The organism is Polynucleobacter sp. MG-27-Goln-C1, assembly GCF_018881905.1.
GTDB lineage: Bacteria > Pseudomonadota > Gammaproteobacteria > Burkholderiales > Burkholderiaceae > Polynucleobacter.
Genome location: NZ_JACVPM010000002.1, coordinates 561277 through 581861, shown reverse-complemented (window position 1 = coordinate 581861; position 20585 = coordinate 561277). Strand labels below are relative to the sequence as shown.

Genomic DNA, 20585 nt, shown 5'->3' with positions numbered 1-20585 from the left:
CTCACTGCCTTTATTCATAGGGATTCTGATAAGGGGGCATTAATACCTCCTCGTCTTCACGTCCTTCATTAATCTGATACTCACGTCGCTGAATATAGGCATCTCGCATAAAACTGTATTTATCAATTGCTGCCCCATCCAAGAGGTCGCCTGCTTCGTAATAAGTGTTGCGAGCATTAACCACCCGCAAGCCAGTAATACTATTTCGTAGACCAATATCTTTGACATAGCTAAATAGGTAGTCAGACTCTAAATCGGCTACCGTACCAAAGGTATCGCGCACACTACTTGGCCCAAAGAATGGCAAAACGACATAGGGTCCAGAAGGAATACCCCAGACGCCAAAGGTTTGACCCCAGTCTTCTTTATGCTTTGGTAGGCCGCCAGGCGTGGCCATATCAATCAAACCACCCAATCCAAAGGTGGTATTAACTACCACCCGCATCAGATCACTAAAAGCATCGCCTGGCTTGCCCTGCAAAAGATTCTGCAACGCAGTGTAGATGTCGCTGTAGTTACTAAAGAAGTTGTAAATGCCCTCACGCACAAATTCTGGCAAGACAAAGCGGTAGCCAGCAACTACTGGCTTTAGCAGATAGGCATCTAAACCTTCGTTGAATTCAAAAACGGAGCGGTTGAACGGCTCCCAAGGATCATGTGGGGAAGGCTCCACTCCAGCAGGAATCGAAGCACAACCTACCATGCTAGCCACTAAGCCAAGCAGCATAAGACGTTTGAGTTTGACAAGCCACTGCATTACTTTTCAGCACCCTTATCTTTACCGCTATCGGCAGCCTTGTTATACAAGAACTGGCTAATGAGGTTTTCTAAAACTACAGCAGACTGAGTCTGAGTAATCTTATCTCCAGCAGCCAACATATCATCCGAACCACCAGCTTCAAGTCCAATGTATTGCTCGCCTAACAAACCAGAGGTCAAAATCTTTGCAGAAGAATCTTTAGGGAACTTATAGGTATCTTCGATCGTCATAGTGACGGTTGCCTGATAAGTCTTGTCATCAAAAGAAATATTGGCAATACGGCCAACAACTACCCCAGCACTTTTGACTGGTGCACGTGGCTTTAATCCACCGATATTGTCAAAGCGCGCAGAAATTTTGTAAGTAGGCGCAAAGGAAACGGCATTCATATTGCCGACCTTCAATGCTAGAAACAAAGCAGCCAGTAAGCCAATGGCTACAAATATTCCGACCCAAAAATCAATTGCACTTTTTCTCATAAGAGTCCCAGTTTATTTTTTCTAATTCGAGAACATCATTGCGGTGAGCAAGAAGTCCAGCGCTAAAACCGATAAGGAGGAAATCACCACTGTTCTGGTGGTAGCTTGCGATACGCCCTCAGGCGTAGGTTTTGCCTCATAGCCCTGATACAGCGCTATAAAGGTCACTGCCACACCAAACACCAAGCTTTTAATTAGGCCATTGCCGATATCAGAAAAGAGGTCTACCCCGCCCTGCATCTGGGACCAAAAGGCGCCAGAGTCAACGCCAATTAAGGGAACCCCAACAAAGTAGCCACCCATCACACCAACCGCTGTAAAGATCGTAGCCAAAATCGGCATTGCAATAATGCCAGCCCATAAACGTGGAGCAATCACCCGGCTCAATGGATCTACCGCCATCATTTCCATAGCGCTTAACTGTTCACCAGCCTTCATCAAGCCAATCTCTGCCGTAAGGGATGTGCCAGCGCGACCAGCAAATAGGAGAGCGGTAATTACTGGGCCTAATTCACGAGTGAGTGATAGCGCAACCAATAAACCCAGGGCCTGTTCAGAGCCATAACGATTGAGGGTGTAATAACCCTGCAAGCCCAAAACAAATCCAACAAATAAACCAGATACCGCAATGATCACAAATGAGTGATTACCGACAAATAGGATCTGATCAGAAACTAAGCGAGGTCTTTTTAATAAAAATCCGGAACGCCAAATCACCGCAGCGAACATGCGCGCAGCAAGTCCAAGACTCGTTAAATTGCGACGAACAAAAAAACCGAGGTTACCGAAAAGATCTAGGGCCTTATGAAGGATGCTCATTTCAAGCTCACTCCAAAATCTTCCGCAAGGCTTTGTCCTGGATAGTGAAATGGCACAGGGCCATCCGGTGAAGCATCCAGGAATTGGCGAACGAAAGGATCACTTGAACGACTTAACTCTGCTGGAGTACCTTCGGCACCAATGCGGCCATTGGCAATGAAATAAACGTAATCGGCGATTTCAAATGTTTCTTCAACATCATGCGTAACTAATAAGCTCGTTGCACCTAAGGCTTGATTCAGATCCCGAATCAAGCGTGCAGTAATTCCCAAAGAAATTGGGTCAAGACCAGCAAACGGCTCGTCATACATGATCAAGGGAGGATCAAGCGCAATCGCCCTTGCTAGAGCAACACGGCGTGCCATGCCACCAGAAATCTGCGCGGGCATCAAATCGCGCGCGCCACGCAGGCCAACTGCATTGAGTTTCATCAGAACCAAAGAGCGCAATAGCTCTTCACTTAAATTGGTGTGCTCACGCAGAGGAAAGGCAACGTTTTCAAAAACACTTAGGTCAGTAAAGAGTGCGCCGAACTGAAAGAGCATTCCCATGCGGCGACGGGCTGCCATCAATTCCCTACCGTTCATTTTGCCAATATCATGGCCTTCGAATAAAACTTGACCAGACTGGGCGGCGAACTGGCCGCCAATGAGTCTCAGAATAGTCGTCTTGCCACAACCGGAGCCGCCCATCACTGCAACGACTTGGCCGCGACGGAACTCCATATTGAGTCCCGATAAAATTTGCCGCTCACCAGGGGCATAGGAAAAGTTGACGTCCTTAATTTGAACTACAACTTCGCCATGGCCACCGCTAGAGGTTTTTTGCTTCACTTCCACCGAGTTGGAGTGGCTACTGTTCATATCCTCGATATTATCGCGGCAGAACAGAAGACCCCATTAAATACTCGTCTACTGCCTGAGCCGCTTGACGACCTTCACGAATCGCCCAAACTACCAAAGATTGTCCCCGGCGCATGTCGCCAGCGGCAAATACCTTGGGAACGTTAGTTTGATAAGCATTTTGGCCGTCAACCGTAGCTTTTGCATTGCCGCGAGCATCTTTTTCAACACCAAAGGCATTGAGAACCTGAGCTGCAGGTGACACAAAGCCCATGGCCAAGAACACTAAATCTGCCTTGATCTCGAATTCAGAATTTGGCATTTCTGACATCTTGCCGTCTTTCCACTCCAAACGCACACAGATTAATTTCTCTAATTTACCGTCTTTACCTTCAAAACGCTTTGTAGCAACAGACCAATCGCGCTCACAACCTTCTTCGTGCGAGGAAGATGTGCGCAATTTGGTTGGCCAGTACGGCCATACCAAAGGCTTGTTTTCAGTTTCCGGCGGCTGTGGCAACAATTCAAACTGAGTAATTTTGGCTGCGCCATGACGATTAGAGGTTCCCACGCAATCAGATCCAGTATCACCACCACCAATTACCACTACATGCTTACCAGCTGCAGAAATTTCATTTTTAAAATCGCCTGCGTTTTCTTTGTTCTGTGGAATCAAGAATTCCAAAGCATAGTGAACGCCTTTCAATTCACGACCAGGGACTGGCAAGTCACGTGGCTGCTCAGATCCACCGCTAATCACAACAGCGTCAAAATCTTTCATCAACTGATCGGGTGAAACAGTTTTTGTGGAATAGTTTTTAACTTCAGCGCCAATTGCTTCTTTACCAACAAATACGCCGGTCTCAAACTTCACACCTTCGGCTTGCATCTGTTCGACACGACGGTCGATCAACCACTTTTCCATTTTGAAATCAGGAATGCCGTAGCGTAACAATCCGCCAACACGATCATTCTTTTCAAATACGGTAACGTCATGACCAACACGCGCTAATTGCTGCGCAGTCGCCATACCAGCAGGACCACCGCCAACAACAGCTACTTTTTTACCGGTCTTAGTTTTAGATGGTTGCGGCTTAACCCAACCATTCTCCCAACCTTTATCAATAATGGCGTGCTCGATAGACTTAATACCAACGGCCTCACTATTGATTCCTAAAGTGCAGGCAGCCTCGCAAGGTGCAGGGCAGATACGGCCAGTGAACTCAGGGAAGTTATTTGTTGATTGCAAAACATCCAACGCATTCTTCCAGTCACTATGAAATACCAAGTCATTGAAGTCCGGAATGATGTTGTTGACAGGGCAACCGCTATTGCAAAACGGAATACCGCAATCCATGCAGCGCGCACCCTGAACTTTAGCTTCATCATCCGTTAATGCCGCAACGAACTCTTTGTAGTGATGGAGGCGTTTAACGGGAGCTTCGTAGGTTTCATCTACGCGCTCAAACTCCATAAATCCAGTGACCTTACCCATATCGAATCCTCAGTATCTTTTCTTAATATCTATATTGATTAAGCTGCAACAGTTTTGTTTTGTGCTTTTTCCCACAACTCACCTAGAGCACGTTTGTACTCAGTAGGCAGCACTTTCACAAAACGACCACGGGCATTTTCCCAATCAGCCAAGAGTGCTTTTGCACGCTCGGAGCCAGTATGGCGGAAATGACGCTCAATCAAGCCCTTCAGAATTTGCTCATCGGTCATACGTTCGCCACCATCCTTCACATCAACAGGGGCATGCCACTGTGACTGAGGCATCTTGGCAATCTGCTCAGCAGAAGGCAACACTTTTTCCAAAGTTGCCATGCTGGTATTGCAACGCTTCTCGAACAGACCGTCTTCGTCATAAACATAAGCAATACCGCCGCTCATACCTGCCGCAAAGTTACGGCCAGTTGCGCCCAACACCACTACAGTGCCGCCAGTCATGTATTCGCAACCGTGATCGCCAGTGCCTTCAACTACGGTAGTTGCACCAGAGTTACGAACTGCAAAACGCTCGCCAGCTACACCATTGAAGAATGCTTCGCCGCCGATTGCACCGTAGAGAACAGTGTTACCAACAATGATGTTCTTGGCTGTATCGCCACGGAACTCATGTGGAGCACGCACAATCACACGTCCACCAGATAAGCCCTTACCAACGTAGTCATTACCGTCACCAACCAAGTCTAAGGTGATGCCACGCGCTAAGAAGGCCGCGAAACTTTGACCAGCGGTACCGTTCAATTGAATATGGATAGTGTCATCAGGCAAGCCAGCATGACCATAACGTTGAGCGATTTCTCCGGAGAGCATCGCGCCAACAGTACGGTTTACGTTCTTCACTGGAACAATGAAGGAGACCTTCTCACCACGTTGCAATGCAGGCTCGCTCTTCTCAATCAGAATGTTATCGAGCGCACTGCCCAAGCCATGCTCTTGCGTCAGGACCTGGTAGCGTGGCACATCTTTAGCTACATTAGGTTCAGCAAAAATCTTGCTGAAATCCAAGCCATGCACTTTCCAATTCTCAATACCTTTGCGGGTATCCAAGAAGTCAACACGTCCGATCAAATCATCAAACTTACGAATACCAAGTTGAGCCATGATCTCGCGAACTTCTTCCGCAATAAAGAAGAAGAAGTTCACAACATGCTCTGGCTTACCAGAGAACTTTTTACGCAACTCCGGATCTTGTGTAGCAACGCCAACTGGGCAGGTATTCAAATGACACTTGCGCATCATGATGCAACCCTCAACAACCAATGGGGCTGTTGCAAAACCAAACTCGTCCGCGCCCAATAAAGCACCGATCACGACGTCACGACCAGTTTTCATTTGACCGTCGGCTTGCACACGAATACGGCTACGCAAACCATTTAGCACTAATGTTTGTTGAGTTTCAGCTAAGCCTAATTCCCATGGGGAACCAGCGTGCTTAATAGAAGATAGTGGTGATGCGCCTGTACCGCCGTCATGTCCAGCGATCACGACGTGATCTGCTTTCGCTTTGGCAACACCGGCTGCAATCGTGCCAACACCGACTTCAGAAACCAACTTCACAGATACGTCAGCAGCTGGGTTCACGTTCTTCAGATCGTGAATCAACTGGGCAATATCTTCAATAGAGTAAATATCGTGGTGCGGGGGAGGAGAAATCAAACCAACACCTGGCACGGAGAAACGCAGCTTACCGATGTAATCGGAAACTTTGCCACCCGGTAACTGACCGCCTTCACCTGGTTTAGCGCCTTGAGCCATCTTGATCTGAATCTGATCAGCAGAGCGCAGGTATTCAGTAGTCACACCAAAACGACCTGAAGCAACCTGCTTAATTCTGGAGCGCAATGAATCGCCATCGAGCAAAGGAATATTTGCTTCAACAACATCATCACCCAAAATGCTGGCTAAGGTTTCACCCTTCTTAATAGGAATGCCTTTGAGCTCATTCACATAACGGTTTGGATCTTCACCACCCTCACCAGTATTGGACTTACCACCAATACGATTCATGGCAATTGCCAAAGTAGCATGCGCTTCAGTAGAGATTGAACCCAAAGACATCGCGCCAGTCGCAAAACGCTTAACGATTTCTTTTGCGGATTCGACTTCATCCAAAGGAATTGCTTTAGCTGGATCAATCTTGAACTCAAACAGGCCGCGCAATGTCATCTGACGCTTAGTTTGGTCGTTAATGATGTTGGCGTACTCTTTATAGGTTTGATAACCCTTCTCGATACCAATACGAGTGGAGTGCTGTAACTTCGCAATCGTATCTGGAGTCCACATATGATCTTCACCGCGGATACGGAAAGCGTACTCACCACCCGCTTCGAGCATATTGGTCAGCACTGGGTCATTACCAAATGCAGACTGATGCATACGCAATGCTTCTTCAGCTACTTCGAATACACCAATACCACCCACGTTGGATGGAGTGCCCTTGAAGTAATGGTCGATAACATCTTTATTCAAACCGATCGCTTCAAAAATCTGTGAGCCGGTGTATGACATGTAAGTAGAGATACCCATTTTGGACATCACTTTTTGCAAGCCCTTACCAACCGCTTTCACATAATTCTTCACTGCTTTTTCAGCTGACAGGTCGCCTGATAAACCTTTAGCCATCTCGGCCAATGTTTCCATTGCCAAGTATGGATGAACGGCTTCTGCGCCATAGCCAGCCAAGAGTGCGAAGTGATGCGTCTCACGCGCGCTACCAGTTTCAACAACGAGGCCAACGCTAGTACGCAAACCTTTTTCAACCAAGTGCTGATGAATTGCAGAAGTTGCCAACAGCGCAGGAATTGCCACGTGCTGCTCATCAACCTGGCGATCGCTCACGATCAAGATGTTGTAACCAGAACGAACGGCATCCGCCGCTTCTGCACACAAGGATGCTAGGCGAGCTTCAATGCCAGCCTTACCCCATGATGCTGGGTAGCAAATATCTAACTCATACGAGCGGAACTTGCCGTTGGTGTAATGGCCGATGTGACGAACCTTAGTCATATCGTCAAAATCTAAAATCGGCTGACTTACTTCCAAGCGCATTGGTGGGTTGATATTGTTGGTGTCCAACAAATTCGGCTTAGGTCCAATGAAAGACACCAAGGACATCACCATGTTTTCGCGGATGGAGTCAATCGGAGGATTGGTCACCTGCGCAAACAATTGCTTGAAGTAGTTATAGAGTGGCTTGTTCTTATTAGAGAGCACAGCTAACGGACTATCGTTACCCATTGATCCAATGGCCTCTTCACCATTCATAGCCATTGGCGCCATGAGGTACTTGATGTCTTCTTGGGTATAACCAAAGGCTTGCTGGCGATCTAATAATTTGGCTGCTGGACGGATCGTGATTTTTTCATCCACTATGTCGTCTTTGCTTGCATCAACTTCGTCGAGCTTCACGCGCACCGCATCGATCCAGCTCTTATATGGCTTCGCTTTAGAGACGGCATCTTTTAATTCGACGTCATCAATAATGCGGCCCTGCTCCATATCAATCATGAACATCTTGCCTGGTTGCAAGCGCCATTTTTGAACAATCTTGTTCTCTGGAATCGGCAATACGCCAGCTTCAGAACCCATGATGACCAAGTCATCATCAGTCACATAGTAGCGAGCTGGACGTAAACCATTACGGTCAAGGGTGGCACCAATCTGGCGGCCATCTGTAAATGCCATAGCAGCTGGGCCATCCCATGGTTCCATCATTGCTGCATGGTATTCATAGAATGCACGGCGGTTTTCATCCATCAATGAATGTTGTTCCCATGCCTCTGGAATCATCATCATCATGGCTTGTGCCAATGGATAACCTGACATCACCAATAACTCTAAGCAGTTATCAAAACAAGCTGTATCAGATTGACCTGGATAAATGAGCGGCCATAATTTTTTAAGGTCATCGCCAAGCACTGGGGAGCTGATAGCACCTTCACGTGCATTCACCCAGTTGACGTTACCTTTAACAGTGTTGATCTCACCATTGTGCGCAATCATGCGATATGGGTGAGCCAATTCCCATGCTGGGAAAGTATTTGTTGAGAAGCGTTGATGCACTAATGCCAATGCAGATACAGTGCGCGGATCCTGCAAATCTTTGTAGTACGCGCCCACTTGGTTGGCCAACAGCAAACCCTTGTAAACAATGGTGCGAGCAGACATCGATGCAACAAAATATTCTTTGCCATGCTTTAAATGTAAATCTTGAATTGCATGACTTGCAGTTTTACGAATCACATATAACTTACGCTCAAGCGCATCGGTTGTCATGATGTCGCGGCCACGTCCAATAAAGATTTGACGGATAAATGGCTCGGTCATTTGTACAGTTGGAGACATCGGCAATTTCACATCGATGGGTACATCTCTCCAACCCAATACAACTTGACCTTCCAAACGAACAGTGCGCTCCAACTCCTGTTCGCAAGCTAAGCGGGATGCATGCTCCTTAGGCAAGAAAATCATGCCGACGCCGTACTCACCAAATGGTGGCAATTCGATACCTTGCTTAGCCATCTCTTCGCGGTACAAAGTGTCAGGAACCTGAATCAAAATTCCAGCGCCATCACCCATCAATGGGTCAGCACCAACTGCGCCCCGGTGATCTAAGTTCTCAAGAATTTTCAATCCCTGAGCAACAATCTCATGTGACTTCTTACCCTTGATGTGGGCGACGAATCCGACGCCGCAAGCATCATGCTCATTTTGTGGATCGTAGAGACCCTGTGCAATTGGACGTAGATCTGTATTCATTTGTGTAGTCATGGTATTTCCGTGTGCCCTTGGGGCCTGATTACTTTTGGAGGATCAAATATAGGTGAATACCCATGCTGATGCAATAGAAATAAAATGAGTCTGTCCCATTTAAATTGGGTTAGCACCAAAATGAATTGCTTTAAAAGGGACAGAGTCGTTAGATCATGGCAAAACAGTTAATTGCCCAATCCTGAGAATGCTATCTAAGTTGTTGAATTAATTGATATTATTTTCTTAGGGCGGCCACGATATCGAATTAAAGTCTGATCGGGATCATCCTTAAATAGCTTTTTAGCGAAAATATCACTCACCCAAGGCTTAGATCTCACCAATGCTTCAGTAATTTGGCGATCCTCCCAATGAGGGGCGCCTTCCTTCACAAATCCCGCCCAAGTCATTTGCCTCTCAAAAGGGGTATTACCCAACTTCCAAAAGTGCTGATGATCAACCAACCAAGGCTCTGCATTACCGCCAATGTGAGAAGCAAAACTGGTCCAAGTCGAATCTTGTGGGCTAGATTCAAAACCAGCCCTCACAGGATTTAACTCAATATAGCGTTGGCAGCGCAAAAAATAATCTGGGTCTATTAGTGAGGAGCGATACCGTCCCTCCCAAATAGTTCCCGAACGGTGATGCTGTTGATTGAAGTACTGGGCATAACGCCTCCCTAGGGATTGCATTGTTTTTGCAAGCGAGTCTGCGTTTTGGGGAGTCATCAAGAGATGAACATGATTGGGCATCAAAGCAAAAGCGTGTACTGCACTCCCAAATTGCTTTGCAGCTTCTCGGAGCCAATCTAAATAGATACGGCGATCCGCATCATTAAAAAAAAGCACTTCTCGGTTATTGCCGCGAACCATGACATGCATTGCTTGGCCGGGAATAATGGTACGCGCTTGCCTTGCCATTGCTAAAACGAACTACTGAAGTTCGCGTACACCACCATTATTAGAAAACTCTGGGATAAACCAATCACCATCGACTTGAGTTACACCAGCGGGTACTTCGCGACCTTGTTGTGGCTCGTCTTTGAGCGCAGTACTCATATAAGAAATCCACATTGGCAAAGCAAGGCCGCCACCAGTCTCACGATCACCCAAGCTAGCTGGCTTATCAAATCCAATCCAAGCAATCGCTACTACCTTTGGGTTGTATCCCGCAAACCAAGCATCATGAGAATCATTCGTTGTACCCGTTTTGCCCGCGATATCACTGCGACCCAATTTCGCTCTCGCACTTCCAGCGGTTCCAGTCTTGGTGACCTCTTGTAACATGCTATCCATCACAAATGCAGTTCTTGCATCTAATACGCGAGGCGCATCTTCTCGAGCATGGGTAGGCTTCGCTTCAAATAAAACCGTTCCTTTTGAATCTATCATCTTATTAATTAAGAATGGATCTACACGATAGCCGCCGTTAGCAAACACGCTGTAAGCAGAAGCCATTTGCAGCGGAGTTACAGAGCCCGCACCCAAAGCCATAGTTAAGTAAGGCGGATGCTTCTCCTTCTCAAAACCAAAGCGCTGAATATATTCTTGTGCATACGAAGGACCAATGGCACGAATTAATCGTACAGAAACCAAGTTCTTAGATTTAGCTAGAGCAGTACGCAAGCGCATCATGCCTTCATACTTGCCGTCGTAGTTCTTTGGCTCCCAGGCTTGGCTACCAGTTTCCATGCTTCCAATAGACAGTGGTGCATCGTTCACCATCGTGCTTGGAGAAAAGCCTTTTTCAATTCCAGCAGCATAAATAAACGGCTTAAATGAAGATCCCGGTTGGCGCTGAGCTTGAGTGACGTGATTAAATTGATTGCGACGGAAATCAAAACCGCCTACCAAGGAGAGTATCGCGCCCGTCTCGGCATTCATAGAAACAAAGGCTGCTTCAACTTGCGGTAATTGCGCCAACTTCCAAACGCCGCCATCTGAAAGCAATCTAATGATGGCGCCAGGGCGTAAGCGTTTTTTTGGCTGCGTGCTATCGGTTAAAGAGGCAGCAGCAAGCTTCATACCCTCACCTTTCAGTGTGATCGTATCTCCCGTCGAAATCATCACTTGCATTTCTTTTGGCTTGATATCAAGTACAACACCGGACTGCAAGTCATCTAACTGGGGGTAAGCCAACAAGGCTTCATCAATCGCACGCTGACGCTTGACGTGATCTTCTGGCAAATCAATAAATCCCTCTGGGCCACGATAAGCATGACGCAAGTCATACTCAAAAATACCGCGACGTACTGCCTTATATGCCGCATCTTGATCCGCCTTCAAGATCGTGGTGTACACATCGATACCCTGGGAATAAATTGCTTCGCCGTATTGTGTAAACAGTAATTGACGCACCATCTCCGAAGCAAAATCTGCGCGGGTACTAAATTCATTTCCAAGACCACGAATATGCAATTCTTCTGCCATGGCGATTTGATACTGCTCGGGAGTGATGTACGACAAATCACGCATCCGCTGCAAAATGTATTCCTGACGAATCTTGGCACGACGGAAGTTACTTACTGGGTTATATGCAGATGGCGCTTTTGGCAAACCAGCCAACATTGCCGACTCAGCAATCGTGATGTCTTTTAATTCCTTGCCGAAATAGATTTGGGCGGCACTAGAAAATCCATAAGCCCTCTGTCCCAAAAAGATCTGATTCATATAAATCTCAAGAATCTTGTCTTTACTTAATTGAGACTCAATTTCCCAAGACAGGAGAACCTCGTAAATCTTGCGGCTAAAGGTCTTCTCATTGCTTAGGAAGAAGTTGCGAGCTACCTGCATCGTGATGGTTGACGCGCCCTGAGAAAGGTTGCCACGTAAATTGGTGAGTGCCGCCCTGAGAATACCCACGTAGTCCACCCCTCCATGGGAGTAAAAGCGATCGTCCTCAATAGCCAAGACTGCATTACGCATACTCATAGGGATTTCATTCAAAGGAATCACCTTACGGCGCTCCTCCCCAAACTCACCAATCAGAACCTTATCGGCCGTATAGATGCGTAAGGGTGTTTTGGGGTTGTAATCGACCAGCGCCGAGATCTTCGGCAAATTCGGCTTTGCTATTAAGAAGGCATATCCCAGCAACAATGTAATTACCACCGCAAAGACCATGCTGATAATTAGCAGTGCCTTAATCAGGGGGTTGCTTCCTGATTTTCTGGATGAGGCATGCTCCGCTCTAGGCTGACCGGGACGTCTATCAGGCTGTCGGTTAAACCGCCGATTTAAGGGCGGCTTGTCTTTTGGGGGTAGAGCCATAGATTCAAATTATAGGGTGCTTACGCAATTTTCCCGAAAGCTCCAAAACCCTTGTTTGAAAGATTTTGGGATGGAATTTTCTGACGCTGAATTCTGCCTTCCCTGATCGTTTTTACTATCCCCAGGACAAACAATATGGCATGCCTCCACGCCACATTTCCCCCCAGTCTTTTGATGACATTTTGAGCGAGCTAGGGAATGACCCCGCCATTCCAGATCCCCATGGAATTCGGAAATCATCCCCTCCTCCCAGGGAAGATTTTGCACCTCAAACAAAGACTCCAAAACCCTCTTTTCTTGCTAAATCCCTTGAGTTAAATAGGCTTAATTTCAGCTCGATTTGGATTCTTGGCGCCCTCTTATTAGTCTGCAGTGGCTGCCTATTTCTTTATTTTGACCCTAATAAATCTGACTCTCAGGGGGAAATAAGTAGCCTGCAGAATCAGCTATTGACCCTCAAGGAAGACTTTGAGTTATCTCAAGGCGAATGGGAAGTTGAGAGAGATGATCTATATCAGGCAATAGAAGATATGGAAGTGAGTATTCACTCAATAGAGATAAAAGCGCCAATACAGGTACCTCAAAGCAAGCCAGTAGTCATTCCGTACGAGGCTGATCTTCGTCGCTGGAGATATTTGGGTATCACCCGTATGGGGGCAGTGGAGCACGCTTTTTTTCATACCGGCAAGTCCACAAGGATGGTGGTCAAACAGGATCTAACTTTGGGGGAATGGCGCCTTACCCAAGCTGAAAAAGAGTTGGCTATCTTGACCCACCCCAAAGGCAAATCCATCACTTTTAAATCAACTCAATCAGAGTAACTTTATTGAAGATCTTACAAAAATCCCGTGCCGCCCTGCTCGCCTCAGTAGTGGTTTTTTTGCTCAACCCGGCCCTGGGAAATCCCCCCGAAGGAAGCTCTTCGACCACCCTCAGAGATAGTCGCATTAGCCTGCAATTTAGCCAAATTGAAATGACTGAACTTTTACAGGTTTTAGCAAAAATGGGGGGTACTAACTTTCTGCTCAGCGAGTCCATTCAAGGCAAGATCTCGGTCGACCTTAAAGATACCCCCTGGCAAACTGCTCTCCATTCCATTCTGGCTAGCCGTGGATTACGACTTGTGCGGAACGGGGATATTTACTGGATTGGTCCTCATGCAGAAATTCAGAGTTTTCAAAAGTTTCGGCGGGAGGATGCCGCGCTACCTTTCGGGGGTGATCACATCAATAGCCCGCGCCAAATCCTGATTGAGGCTCGCATCGTCGAGGCCGATCAGCGCTTTGCCCGCGAACTAGGAATGAAGTTGGGATATCAAGCCAACGGCATTGGCAATCACCCAGACCAAAACGCCAGCGCCAATCTCGATCTCGCAGGGACTGGCTTAGCCGGATTTAACCCAGCCACCCTGGCTGCAACTCTAGTTTCCAAGAATGCAGCCAGACTGTTGCAAATAGAGCTTTCAGCCCTCGAATCTGATGGCCAGGGCAAGATTCTCTCCAACCCCCGAATCATGACTGGCGATCAAGTTAAAGCCACAATTGAGCAGGGAACTGAGCTCCCTTATCAAGTGAGCTCTCAAAGCGGGAGCAAATTACAGTTCCGCAAAGCCAATTTACGCCTAGAGGTCTTACCCAAGATTCATCCTGACGGAAAGATTTCGATGTTGGTGGGGATCAATAAAGACACAATTGGGATGAAAACCGAACAGGGCTATGCCATTGATACCAAAAACCTCAGTTCTGAGGTAACCGTTGAAAATGGGGGCACAGCCATCATTGGGGGCATCTTTCAAACCACCGAACGAGATGATGAAATCAAGGTTCCACTTCTAGGTGACATTCCCTTGATTGGGCATTTATTTCGCCACAAATCCAAATTAGCAGATAAAACTGAACTATTAGTCTTCTTAACCCCCACCGTGCTGGACAAACACTAATAAAATCAAAGGGTGAACTCTTCATCCAACAATATCTTTCTGATTGGCCTTATGGGCGCCGGGAAGTCGACCGTCGGTAAATTGCTGGCCAAGAAATTGGGCCGTCGATTTTTGGATGCCGACCATGTGATTGAAGATCGTTGCGGAGTCAAGATTCCCGTCATCTTTGAAATGGAGGGCGAGGATGGATTTCGCAAACGCGAGGCTCAGGCAATCAAAGATATTACGGCTGAACATGACGTCATTTTGGCAACTGGTGGTGGCGCCGTACTCCTGCCTGAGAATCGTCAGTTCCTTAGCGAAAGAGGAACAGTAATTTATCTGCACGCCAATCCTATGGAGCTATGGCATCGCACTAAAGGTGGCGAAGGTAGGCCGCTTCTTAAAAATGGTGATGCAAAAAAGATTTTAGAAAACCTATACGCCATTCGCGACCCTCTGTATCGCGAAATCGCTGACTATGTAATTGAGACTGGAAAGCCCAGCGTCAATCAACTAGTCAACACTCTCATCATGCAACTCGAACTCTCCGCATAAATTTACCCATGAAAACATTAGAAGTTGATCTAGGCAATCGTAGCTACCCTATTCATATCGGTACGGATTTAATAGATCAGCCAGAATTATTTAGCGCTTGCGAAAAAGCAACATCGATTTATATTGTTACCAATACGACAGTTGCACCTTTATATGCTGAGCGTCTCACCAAGACTCTCGAGAAACTAGGCAAGCCGGTCAGAACGATTGTGTTGCCTGATGGAGAGTCTTATAAGGACTGGAAAAATCTTCAATTGATTTTTGATGACCTCCTTAAATTTGGTGCTGATCGTCAAACTATGTTGGTGGCATTGGGTGGTGGCGTGATTGGTGACATGACTGGTTTTGCTGCTGCCAGCTTTATGCGCGGTATCCGCTTCATTCAAGTGCCAACAACCCTGCTGGCTCAGGTGGACTCTTCTGTCGGCGGCAAGACCGGCATTAACCACCCCCTCGGAAAAAATATGATTGGGGCGTTTCATCAGCCAGCAGCGGTCATTGCTGACCTAAATACCTTGAAGACATTACCTACACGCGAACTCTCTGCAGGTCTAGCTGAGGTAGTTAAACATGGTGCAATTGCAGACGCTGAATTTTTGAGCTGGATAGAAGCAAATGCAAATGCATTATTAGCGTGCGATACCGCAGCAATGGCGCATGCAGTATTACGTTCTTGCGAAATTAAATCAGCTGTTGTTTCAGCAGATGAGAGAGAAGGCGGGATCCGTGCCACTCTTAATTTTGGGCATACCTTTGGTCATGCGATCGAAGCTGGCATGGGTTATGGTGAATGGTTGCATGGTGAAGCTGTTGGCTGCGGCATGGTCATGGGTGCAGATCTCTCGCGACGTCTGAACTTCATCACCCAAGATGAGGTCAATCGCTTAACTCAAATTATTCAGTCTATGAATCTGCCGATTGCGCCTCCTAAGTTTGGCGCCCAGCGTTATATGGAATTAATGCAGGTAGATAAAAAAACTGAAGGCGGTCAAATCCGTTACGTCGTTTTAGAAAAGATTGGCAAAGCGCAAATCAAGAGTGTTCCCGATGCTCAGGTCATCGAAACCCTAACAGCAACTGGGGCAGTTTAATTTTCTAGCTTGCTTATTTCTGAAGTAGGCTAATAGTGATTGCCTGACCAGCCTGGGCGCTAGCAAATTCAGATAAATCAGCGAGAAGCTCGCGTCCTGTTTTGGTATCTAACCATAGGGGCGCAGCTAAAGTTCCAGCCCAGCGATAGTGATAACCGCCAGATTTAGCTGCTACCCAGATTTCATGTAAAGGTGGTTGTGTATTGACCACAATTACGCTGCGATCCCTAAATCGAATATTGATCACGTTTCCGCCCTGGCGCTCTACATCCAGATCTAAATCTAGCGTATCGTCTGCGGCCTCTAGGGCCACCTCTATCGACTGTAATAAATTGCTGCCCAATTGATGAAATTGCTTATCGTCAATGGTTTCCGCAGTCAAATTGCCTGGCTTCATATTAGAGTCCTGCATGCTATATTCAATCATTCGTTTTAGAGACATTCATGATAGCGATTCTTAAAAGAACTCTTGGCATTAGCCTTCTAATATCCCTTGTTGGGTGTGGGGTTAGGGGGCCCTTGTATTTGCCAAATGTGCCACCGGCGCCTAGTCCTCCCTCTGAGCCAGAACCCAAAGGCAAGCTCTATCCGCCCCAAAGCCCCGCTGCAACTAACTCATCACCGGCCAAGCAATGACAAGTAAAGCAATTCCACTCCCTGAACTAGCTGGATTTACAGAACGCAACGGCAATTGGTATGCAGAAGAAATTCCTTTGTTAGATTTGGCAAAAGAATTTGGCACGCCTTTATATGTCTATAGCAAAAAAGCGTTGACTGAAGCTTATCAAGCCTATGACAAAGCTTGTGTAGATTCTTCCGGCAAAAGACGTGCTCGCGTGCACTATGCAATGAAGGCCAATAGCAATTTAGCAGTGATCGATTGCTTTAAAAAATTAGGCTCTGGCTTTGATTTAGTCAGCGGCGGTGAATTAGCTCGCGCCCTGGCAGTTGGCGCAGATCCAAAAAGTTTGGTATTTGCAGGTGTTGGCAAATCTGCCCCTGAAATTGCGCAGGCATTAGAGGCTGGCGTTAAATGCATCAATGTGGAATCGATTGCAGAGCTGCATCAAATTAATCGTGTAGCTACAAAGCTCAATTGCCGCGCCCCCATTTCTTTGCGTGTGAATCCTGATGTTGATGCACAAACACATCCCTATATCTCTACTGGATTGAAGGGAAATAAATTCGGTATTGCTTATCACGAGGTTCTAAAGACATATCGTGAAGCTGCATTGCTTTCACAAATTGATGTGGTGGGTATTGATTATCATATTGGCTCACAAATTACTACAACTGCCCCCTACCTTGATGCGCTTGATAAGGTGCTCGAGTTAGTTGCTCAATTGAAAAAAGAAGGTATTGAGATTCATCATCTCGATTTAGGTGGCGGCCTTGGTATTTCGTATGGCGATGACAACCCACCGGATATTACCGAGTTCACTAATACCTTACTTAACCGTGTTGCTGAGCGTGGCTTTGCGCATCTCGATATCGTCTTAGAGCCCGGCAGATCCCTTGTGGGCAATGCTGGCGTGCTTTTGACCAAAGTGGAATATCTCAAGCCCGGTGCTGAAAAAAACTTTTGCATTGTGGATGCAGCAATGACGGAGTTGATGCGTCCAGCCCTCTACGAGGCTTATCACGGCATCGTTCCAGTCCAAACTAAACAAGTTGCAAGCTCTACTTATGACATCGTTGGGCCTGTATGCGAATCTGGTGACTGGCTCGGAAGAGACCGCACGCTTGCAGTGGAAGAAGGTGATCTACTCGCCATTCTATCTGCCGGTGCTTATGGTTTTGTAATGGCTTCCAACTACAACACCAGACCAAAACCTGCTGAGATTATGGTTGACGGTAAGAATGCGTATGTCATTCGTGCGCGTGAAAATGTTGCCGATCTCTTTGCTGGTGAAACTACCCTGCCAAACTAAATTAGACTCACAATGTATTTAGCTTGGTAAGTTTCTAGGCAATAAAAAACCCCGCTGAAGTAGCGGGGTTTTTGTTTTGTACTGAACGTAACTATTAATGCAAGCCCGCCATGTAATCAGCAACAGCTTTCATTTCTTGATCAGAAAGCTTAGTAGCGATGGTTGTCATCTGAGTGCTATTTTTACGAGTGCCTTCACGGAACGCTAACAACTGCGCTGTGTTGTAGTCAGCCCACTGGCCACCCATGCGTGGGTACTGTGATGGGATACCGGCACCAGTTGGACCATGACATGCTGCACATGCTGGAACACCTTTAGCAGCGATACCGCCACGGTAGATACTTTGACCTAATGCAATCGTGTCTTTATTTTGAGCTACGCCCTGTGAAACTGGCTGACTCACCAAGTAAGCGGCAATATTGTTCATATCTTGATCGGTTAAGGCAGCAGCCATTCCCATCATGATTGGATTGGCACGAGTACCTTCTTTGAAATTCTTGAGCTGCTTGGCGGTATAGGCTGCATGCTGCGCAGACAGCTTAGGCCAAGTGGCTATTGCGCTTTGACCCTTAGGCCCGTGGCAAGTAATACATGCCGTTACACCACGGCTTGCATCGCCGTTAGAGTAAAGCGCTTCACCGGCAGCAGGATCAACCTTAGGCTTACCTGGAACAACTGGCTTAGCAGCCGCTTCCGCCATAGGGGCAGCAGCAGGCGCAGGATCTGCGGCACTAACCACGCCGGAGAAGCTGGTCATTGCCAGCAATAAGCCAGCGGCTAGGCTAGCGCTTACGCTAGTTAATTTGGAGATTTGAGAGGTTTGACGCATTATGTTTACCTTGGCAAAAATTCCTAAAAGTGTTTGGGCCCTACTTTTACAACCTTTTACCCAACACCATGAGATATTTCATGATTTTGCGTGATTTTACAATAGCTTCTGCACATGTCTAAACTCTTTCAAGCCCGATTCGCGACCACAGTCAATGACACCCATTGCCTGCCTGCCACTCCACTCCGAGAGGTGGCCTTTGCTGGGCGCTCAAATGCGGGCAAATCTAGCGCAATTAACGTGCTTTGCAACCAAAAACGCCTCGCCTTTGCCAGTAAAACGCCAGGACGTACCCAACACATTAACTATTTTGGCCTTTTTGCAAAAGATGATCTTTTAGCCTATCTAGTGGATTTACCTGGATATGGCTATGCAGCCGTCAATCATGAGACTAAATACCACTGGAATGCCCTTCTAAGCGATTATCTGCAGGAGCGGGAGCAACTGGTAGGCATGGTCCTGATTGTCGACTCCAGGCGCGGTATCACCGAGCTGGATGAGCAAATGATTCAATGGTTTGTGCCGACCGGTAAACCAATCCATCTTTTGCTGAGCAAGTGCGACAAGCTCAATAAAAGTGAATGTAAGCATGTTTTAGAAGCGGTTCGCAAACAATTGCAGCAATACGATCCGGCACTGCCTGACGGCAATGGCGAGTCCAAGCAACTTACGGCACAATTATTTTCAAGCACGAAGCGCATTGGCCTTGAAGAGGCCGACAATATTGTTATTAAATGGTTATTTGAAGCAGAGACTCAAGAAGATGAAATCACAAGCTAACTCTTTATTGAACTTTCCGGCGCATCGTCCGCGTCGCATGCGTCGCGATGATTGGTCACGCCGCCTGATGCAAGAGAACCAAGTCAGCGCCGGCGATTTAATCTATCCAGTCTTTCTGCTCGAAGGCAGCAATCAATCTCAAGCCGTTGCTTCCATGCCGGGAGTTAATCGTGTATCTCTCGATTTACTTTTCAGCGTAGCCGAAGAATGCGTTGCATTAGGCATTCCTGTGATGGCGCTCTTTCCGGTGATTGATGCATCCCTTAAAACACCTGATGGTAAAGAAGCTTTTAATCCCAATGGATTAATTCCGACCGCAGTGCGTGAGCTCAAGAAACGCTTTCCTAATTTGGGCATCATGACGGATGTTGCTCTTGACCCCTATACAAGCCATGGACAAGATGGTGTCTTAGATGAGCAAGGTCGCATTCTGAATGATGAGACCACGGCAATCTTGGTGCAACAAGCTGTTGCTCAAGCGCAAGCTGGCGTTGATATCGTTGCACCATCAGACATGATGGATGGCCGTATCGGAAAAATTCGTGAAGCGCTCGAGCAGAAGAAGCTTATTCATACTCGCATCATGGCCTACTCAGCCAAGTACGCATCGGCATTTTATGGCCCATTTCGTGATGCAGTTGGTTCAGCAAAAAATTTAGGTAAGGCTGATAAGAAAACCTATCAAATGGATTGCGCCAATACTGATGAGGCTTTGCGGGAGGTTGCTCTCGATATCAGCGAAGGTGCTGACATGGTCATGGTCAAACCTGGCATGCCTTACCTAGATATCGTACGCAGAGTCCGTGATGAATTTAATTACCCGACCTATGCCTATCAGGTAAGTGGTGAGTACGCCATGCTCAAAGCTGCCGCGCAAAATGGTTGGCTAGATCATGACGCCGTGATGATGGAGTCTTTACTCGCATTTAAACGTGCTGGCGCAGATGGCATCTTGACTTACTTTGCGCTCGAGGCTGCTCGCCTTATTAAAGCAAGCAAATAGTTTGATGGTGAAGACTGAATAAGTAAAAAACTTATTCAGTCTCAATTA

18 protein-coding genes are annotated in these 20585 nt (G+C 47.0%); 8 read left to right on the top strand and 10 right to left on the bottom strand.

Going from position 1 to position 20585, the window contains the following annotated elements; genetic code table 11:
- Positions 1 to 10: 10 nt before the first annotated feature.
- The 8 genes from ICN14_RS07055 to ICN14_RS07020 all read right to left on the bottom strand — a co-directional run bounded on the left by ICN14_RS07055 (position 11) and on the right by ICN14_RS07020 (position 12427).
- Positions 11 to 757, bottom strand: a complete 747-nt coding sequence (locus tag ICN14_RS07055; protein WP_216225745.1) for a VacJ family lipoprotein — start codon at positions 755 to 757, stop codon at positions 11 to 13.
- Positions 757 to 1239, bottom strand: coding sequence for an outer membrane lipid asymmetry maintenance protein MlaD (mlaD, locus tag ICN14_RS07050; protein ID WP_216225744.1), 483 nt, complete (start codon positions 1237 to 1239; stop codon positions 757 to 759). The genes ICN14_RS07055 and mlaD overlap by 1 nt, the downstream gene beginning before the upstream one ends.
- A gap of 21 nt (positions 1240 to 1260) precedes the next feature.
- Positions 1261 to 2058 (bottom strand): lipid asymmetry maintenance ABC transporter permease subunit MlaE, encoded by a 798-nt coding sequence (gene mlaE, locus ICN14_RS07045; protein WP_216225743.1) that lies wholly within the window; start codon positions 2056 to 2058, stop codon positions 1261 to 1263.
- The gene (locus tag ICN14_RS07040; RefSeq protein WP_216863236.1) at positions 2055 to 2921 is read right to left on the bottom strand and encodes an ABC transporter ATP-binding protein; all 867 of its coding nucleotides are present in this window, start codon (positions 2919 to 2921) and stop codon (positions 2055 to 2057) included. Before ICN14_RS07040 ends, mlaE begins: the two co-directional genes overlap by 4 nt.
- Before the next feature lie 10 nt (positions 2922 to 2931).
- The gene (locus ICN14_RS07035) at positions 2932 to 4395 is read right to left on the bottom strand and encodes a glutamate synthase subunit beta (RefSeq protein WP_216225742.1); all 1464 of its coding nucleotides are present in this window, start codon (positions 4393 to 4395) and stop codon (positions 2932 to 2934) included.
- Between the two features lie 38 nt (positions 4396 to 4433).
- Positions 4434 to 9179, bottom strand: a complete 4746-nt coding sequence (locus tag ICN14_RS07030) for a glutamate synthase-related protein (RefSeq protein ID WP_216225741.1) — start codon at positions 9177 to 9179, stop codon at positions 4434 to 4436.
- 194 nt (positions 9180 to 9373) lie between these two features.
- On the bottom strand, positions 9374 to 10078 hold the full coding sequence (locus ICN14_RS07025) for a transposase (RefSeq protein WP_216225740.1): 705 nt from the start codon (positions 10076 to 10078) through the stop codon (positions 9374 to 9376).
- A 12-nt stretch (positions 10079 to 10090) separates the two neighbouring features.
- On the bottom strand, positions 10091 to 12427 hold the full coding sequence (locus ICN14_RS07020; RefSeq protein ID WP_216225739.1) for a penicillin-binding protein 1A: 2337 nt from the start codon (positions 12425 to 12427) through the stop codon (positions 10091 to 10093).
- 449 nt (positions 12428 to 12876) lie between these two features.
- Between ICN14_RS07020 and ICN14_RS07015 the strand changes: the two genes are divergently transcribed.
- The 4 genes from ICN14_RS07015 to aroB are packed head-to-tail and all read left to right on the top strand — an operon-like array spanning position 12877 to position 15994.
- Positions 12877 to 13248: a hypothetical protein gene (locus ICN14_RS07015; protein ID WP_216225738.1), complete on the top strand. Its 372-nt coding sequence runs from the start codon at positions 12877 to 12879 to the stop codon at positions 13246 to 13248.
- 5 nt (positions 13249 to 13253) lie between these two features.
- On the top strand, positions 13254 to 14366 hold the full coding sequence (locus ICN14_RS07010; protein ID WP_255535996.1) for a secretin and TonB N-terminal domain-containing protein: 1113 nt from the start codon (positions 13254 to 13256) through the stop codon (positions 14364 to 14366).
- Between the two features lie 12 nt (positions 14367 to 14378).
- On the top strand, positions 14379 to 14903 hold the full coding sequence (locus tag ICN14_RS07005; RefSeq protein WP_215302357.1) for a shikimate kinase: 525 nt from the start codon (positions 14379 to 14381) through the stop codon (positions 14901 to 14903).
- 8 nt (positions 14904 to 14911) lie between these two features.
- The gene (gene aroB / locus ICN14_RS07000; protein ID WP_216225737.1) at positions 14912 to 15994 is read left to right on the top strand and encodes a 3-dehydroquinate synthase; all 1083 of its coding nucleotides are present in this window, start codon (positions 14912 to 14914) and stop codon (positions 15992 to 15994) included.
- 13 nt (positions 15995 to 16007) lie between these two features.
- Here aroB and cyaY read toward each other — a convergent pair whose 3' ends face one another.
- Positions 16008 to 16391: an iron donor protein CyaY gene (gene cyaY, locus ICN14_RS06995; protein WP_216225736.1), complete on the bottom strand. Its 384-nt coding sequence runs from the start codon at positions 16389 to 16391 to the stop codon at positions 16008 to 16010.
- A gap of 47 nt (positions 16392 to 16438) precedes the next feature.
- Here cyaY and ICN14_RS10435 point away from each other — a divergent pair, with 47 nt between their 5' ends.
- Together ICN14_RS10435 and lysA are read left to right on the top strand one after the other, a co-directional pair.
- A complete protein-coding gene (locus tag ICN14_RS10435; RefSeq protein WP_216225735.1) occupies positions 16439 to 16630 on the top strand; it encodes a lipoprotein in 192 nt (63 codons plus the stop codon).
- Entirely contained in the window at positions 16627 to 17925 is a 1299-nt protein-coding gene (gene lysA / locus ICN14_RS06985; RefSeq protein WP_216225734.1) for a diaminopimelate decarboxylase, read from the top strand. Before ICN14_RS10435 ends, lysA begins: the two co-directional genes overlap by 4 nt.
- A gap of 94 nt (positions 17926 to 18019) precedes the next feature.
- Here lysA and ICN14_RS06980 read toward each other — a convergent pair whose 3' ends face one another.
- Positions 18020 to 18754 carry a cytochrome c gene (locus tag ICN14_RS06980; protein WP_216225733.1) on the bottom strand — a complete coding sequence of 245 codons (735 nt, stop codon included), beginning with the start codon at positions 18752 to 18754 and terminating at the stop codon, positions 18020 to 18022.
- A gap of 114 nt (positions 18755 to 18868) precedes the next feature.
- On the opposite strand from ICN14_RS06980, the gene yihA reads away from it, so the two are divergent.
- The gene (gene yihA, locus ICN14_RS06975; protein WP_216225732.1) at positions 18869 to 19534 is read left to right on the top strand and encodes a ribosome biogenesis GTP-binding protein YihA/YsxC; all 666 of its coding nucleotides are present in this window, start codon (positions 18869 to 18871) and stop codon (positions 19532 to 19534) included.
- Positions 19518 to 20537, top strand: coding sequence for a porphobilinogen synthase (hemB, locus tag ICN14_RS06970; protein ID WP_370624817.1), 1020 nt, complete (start codon positions 19518 to 19520; stop codon positions 20535 to 20537). The genes yihA and hemB overlap by 17 nt, the downstream gene beginning before the upstream one ends.
- Positions 20538 to 20585: the final 48 nt, after the last annotated feature.

What these genes read in the sequence shown, in the direction of transcription:
- ICN14_RS07055 (WP_216225745.1), bottom strand. Translation starts at nt 757, where the DNA reads ATGCAGTGGCTTGTCAAACTCAAACGTCTTATGCTGCTTGGCTTAGTG.
- mlaD (WP_216225744.1), bottom strand. Translation starts at nt 1,239, where the DNA reads ATGAGAAAAAGTGCAATTGATTTTTGGGTCGGAATATTTGTAGCCATT.
- mlaE (WP_216225743.1), bottom strand. Translation starts at nt 2,058, where the DNA reads ATGAGCATCCTTCATAAGGCCCTAGATCTTTTCGGTAACCTCGGTTTT.
- ICN14_RS07040 (WP_216863236.1), bottom strand. Translation starts at nt 2,921, where the DNA reads ATGAACAGTAGCCACTCCAACTCGGTGGAAGTGAAGCAAAAAACCTCT.
- ICN14_RS07035 (WP_216225742.1), bottom strand. Translation starts at nt 4,395, where the DNA reads ATGGGTAAGGTCACTGGATTTATGGAGTTTGAGCGCGTAGATGAAACC.
- ICN14_RS07030 (WP_216225741.1), bottom strand. Translation starts at nt 9,179, where the DNA reads ATGACTACACAAATGAATACAGATCTACGTCCAATTGCACAGGGTCTC.
- ICN14_RS07025 (WP_216225740.1), bottom strand. Translation starts at nt 10,078, where the DNA reads ATGGCAAGGCAAGCGCGTACCATTATTCCCGGCCAAGCAATGCATGTC.
- ICN14_RS07020 (WP_216225739.1), bottom strand. Translation starts at nt 12,427, where the DNA reads ATGGCTCTACCCCCAAAAGACAAGCCGCCCTTAAATCGGCGGTTTAAC.
- aroB (WP_216225737.1), top strand. Translation starts at nt 14,912, where the DNA reads ATGAAAACATTAGAAGTTGATCTAGGCAATCGTAGCTACCCTATTCAT.
- cyaY (WP_216225736.1), bottom strand. Translation starts at nt 16,391, where the DNA reads ATGAAGCCAGGCAATTTGACTGCGGAAACCATTGACGATAAGCAATTT.
- ICN14_RS10435 (WP_216225735.1), top strand. Translation starts at nt 16,439, where the DNA reads ATGATAGCGATTCTTAAAAGAACTCTTGGCATTAGCCTTCTAATATCC.
- lysA (WP_216225734.1), top strand. Translation starts at nt 16,627, where the DNA reads ATGACAAGTAAAGCAATTCCACTCCCTGAACTAGCTGGATTTACAGAA.
- ICN14_RS06980 (WP_216225733.1), bottom strand. Translation starts at nt 18,754, where the DNA reads ATGCGTCAAACCTCTCAAATCTCCAAATTAACTAGCGTAAGCGCTAGC.
- yihA (WP_216225732.1), top strand. Translation starts at nt 18,869, where the DNA reads ATGTCTAAACTCTTTCAAGCCCGATTCGCGACCACAGTCAATGACACC.
- hemB (WP_370624817.1), top strand. Translation starts at nt 19,518, where the DNA reads ATGAAATCACAAGCTAACTCTTTATTGAACTTTCCGGCGCATCGTCCG.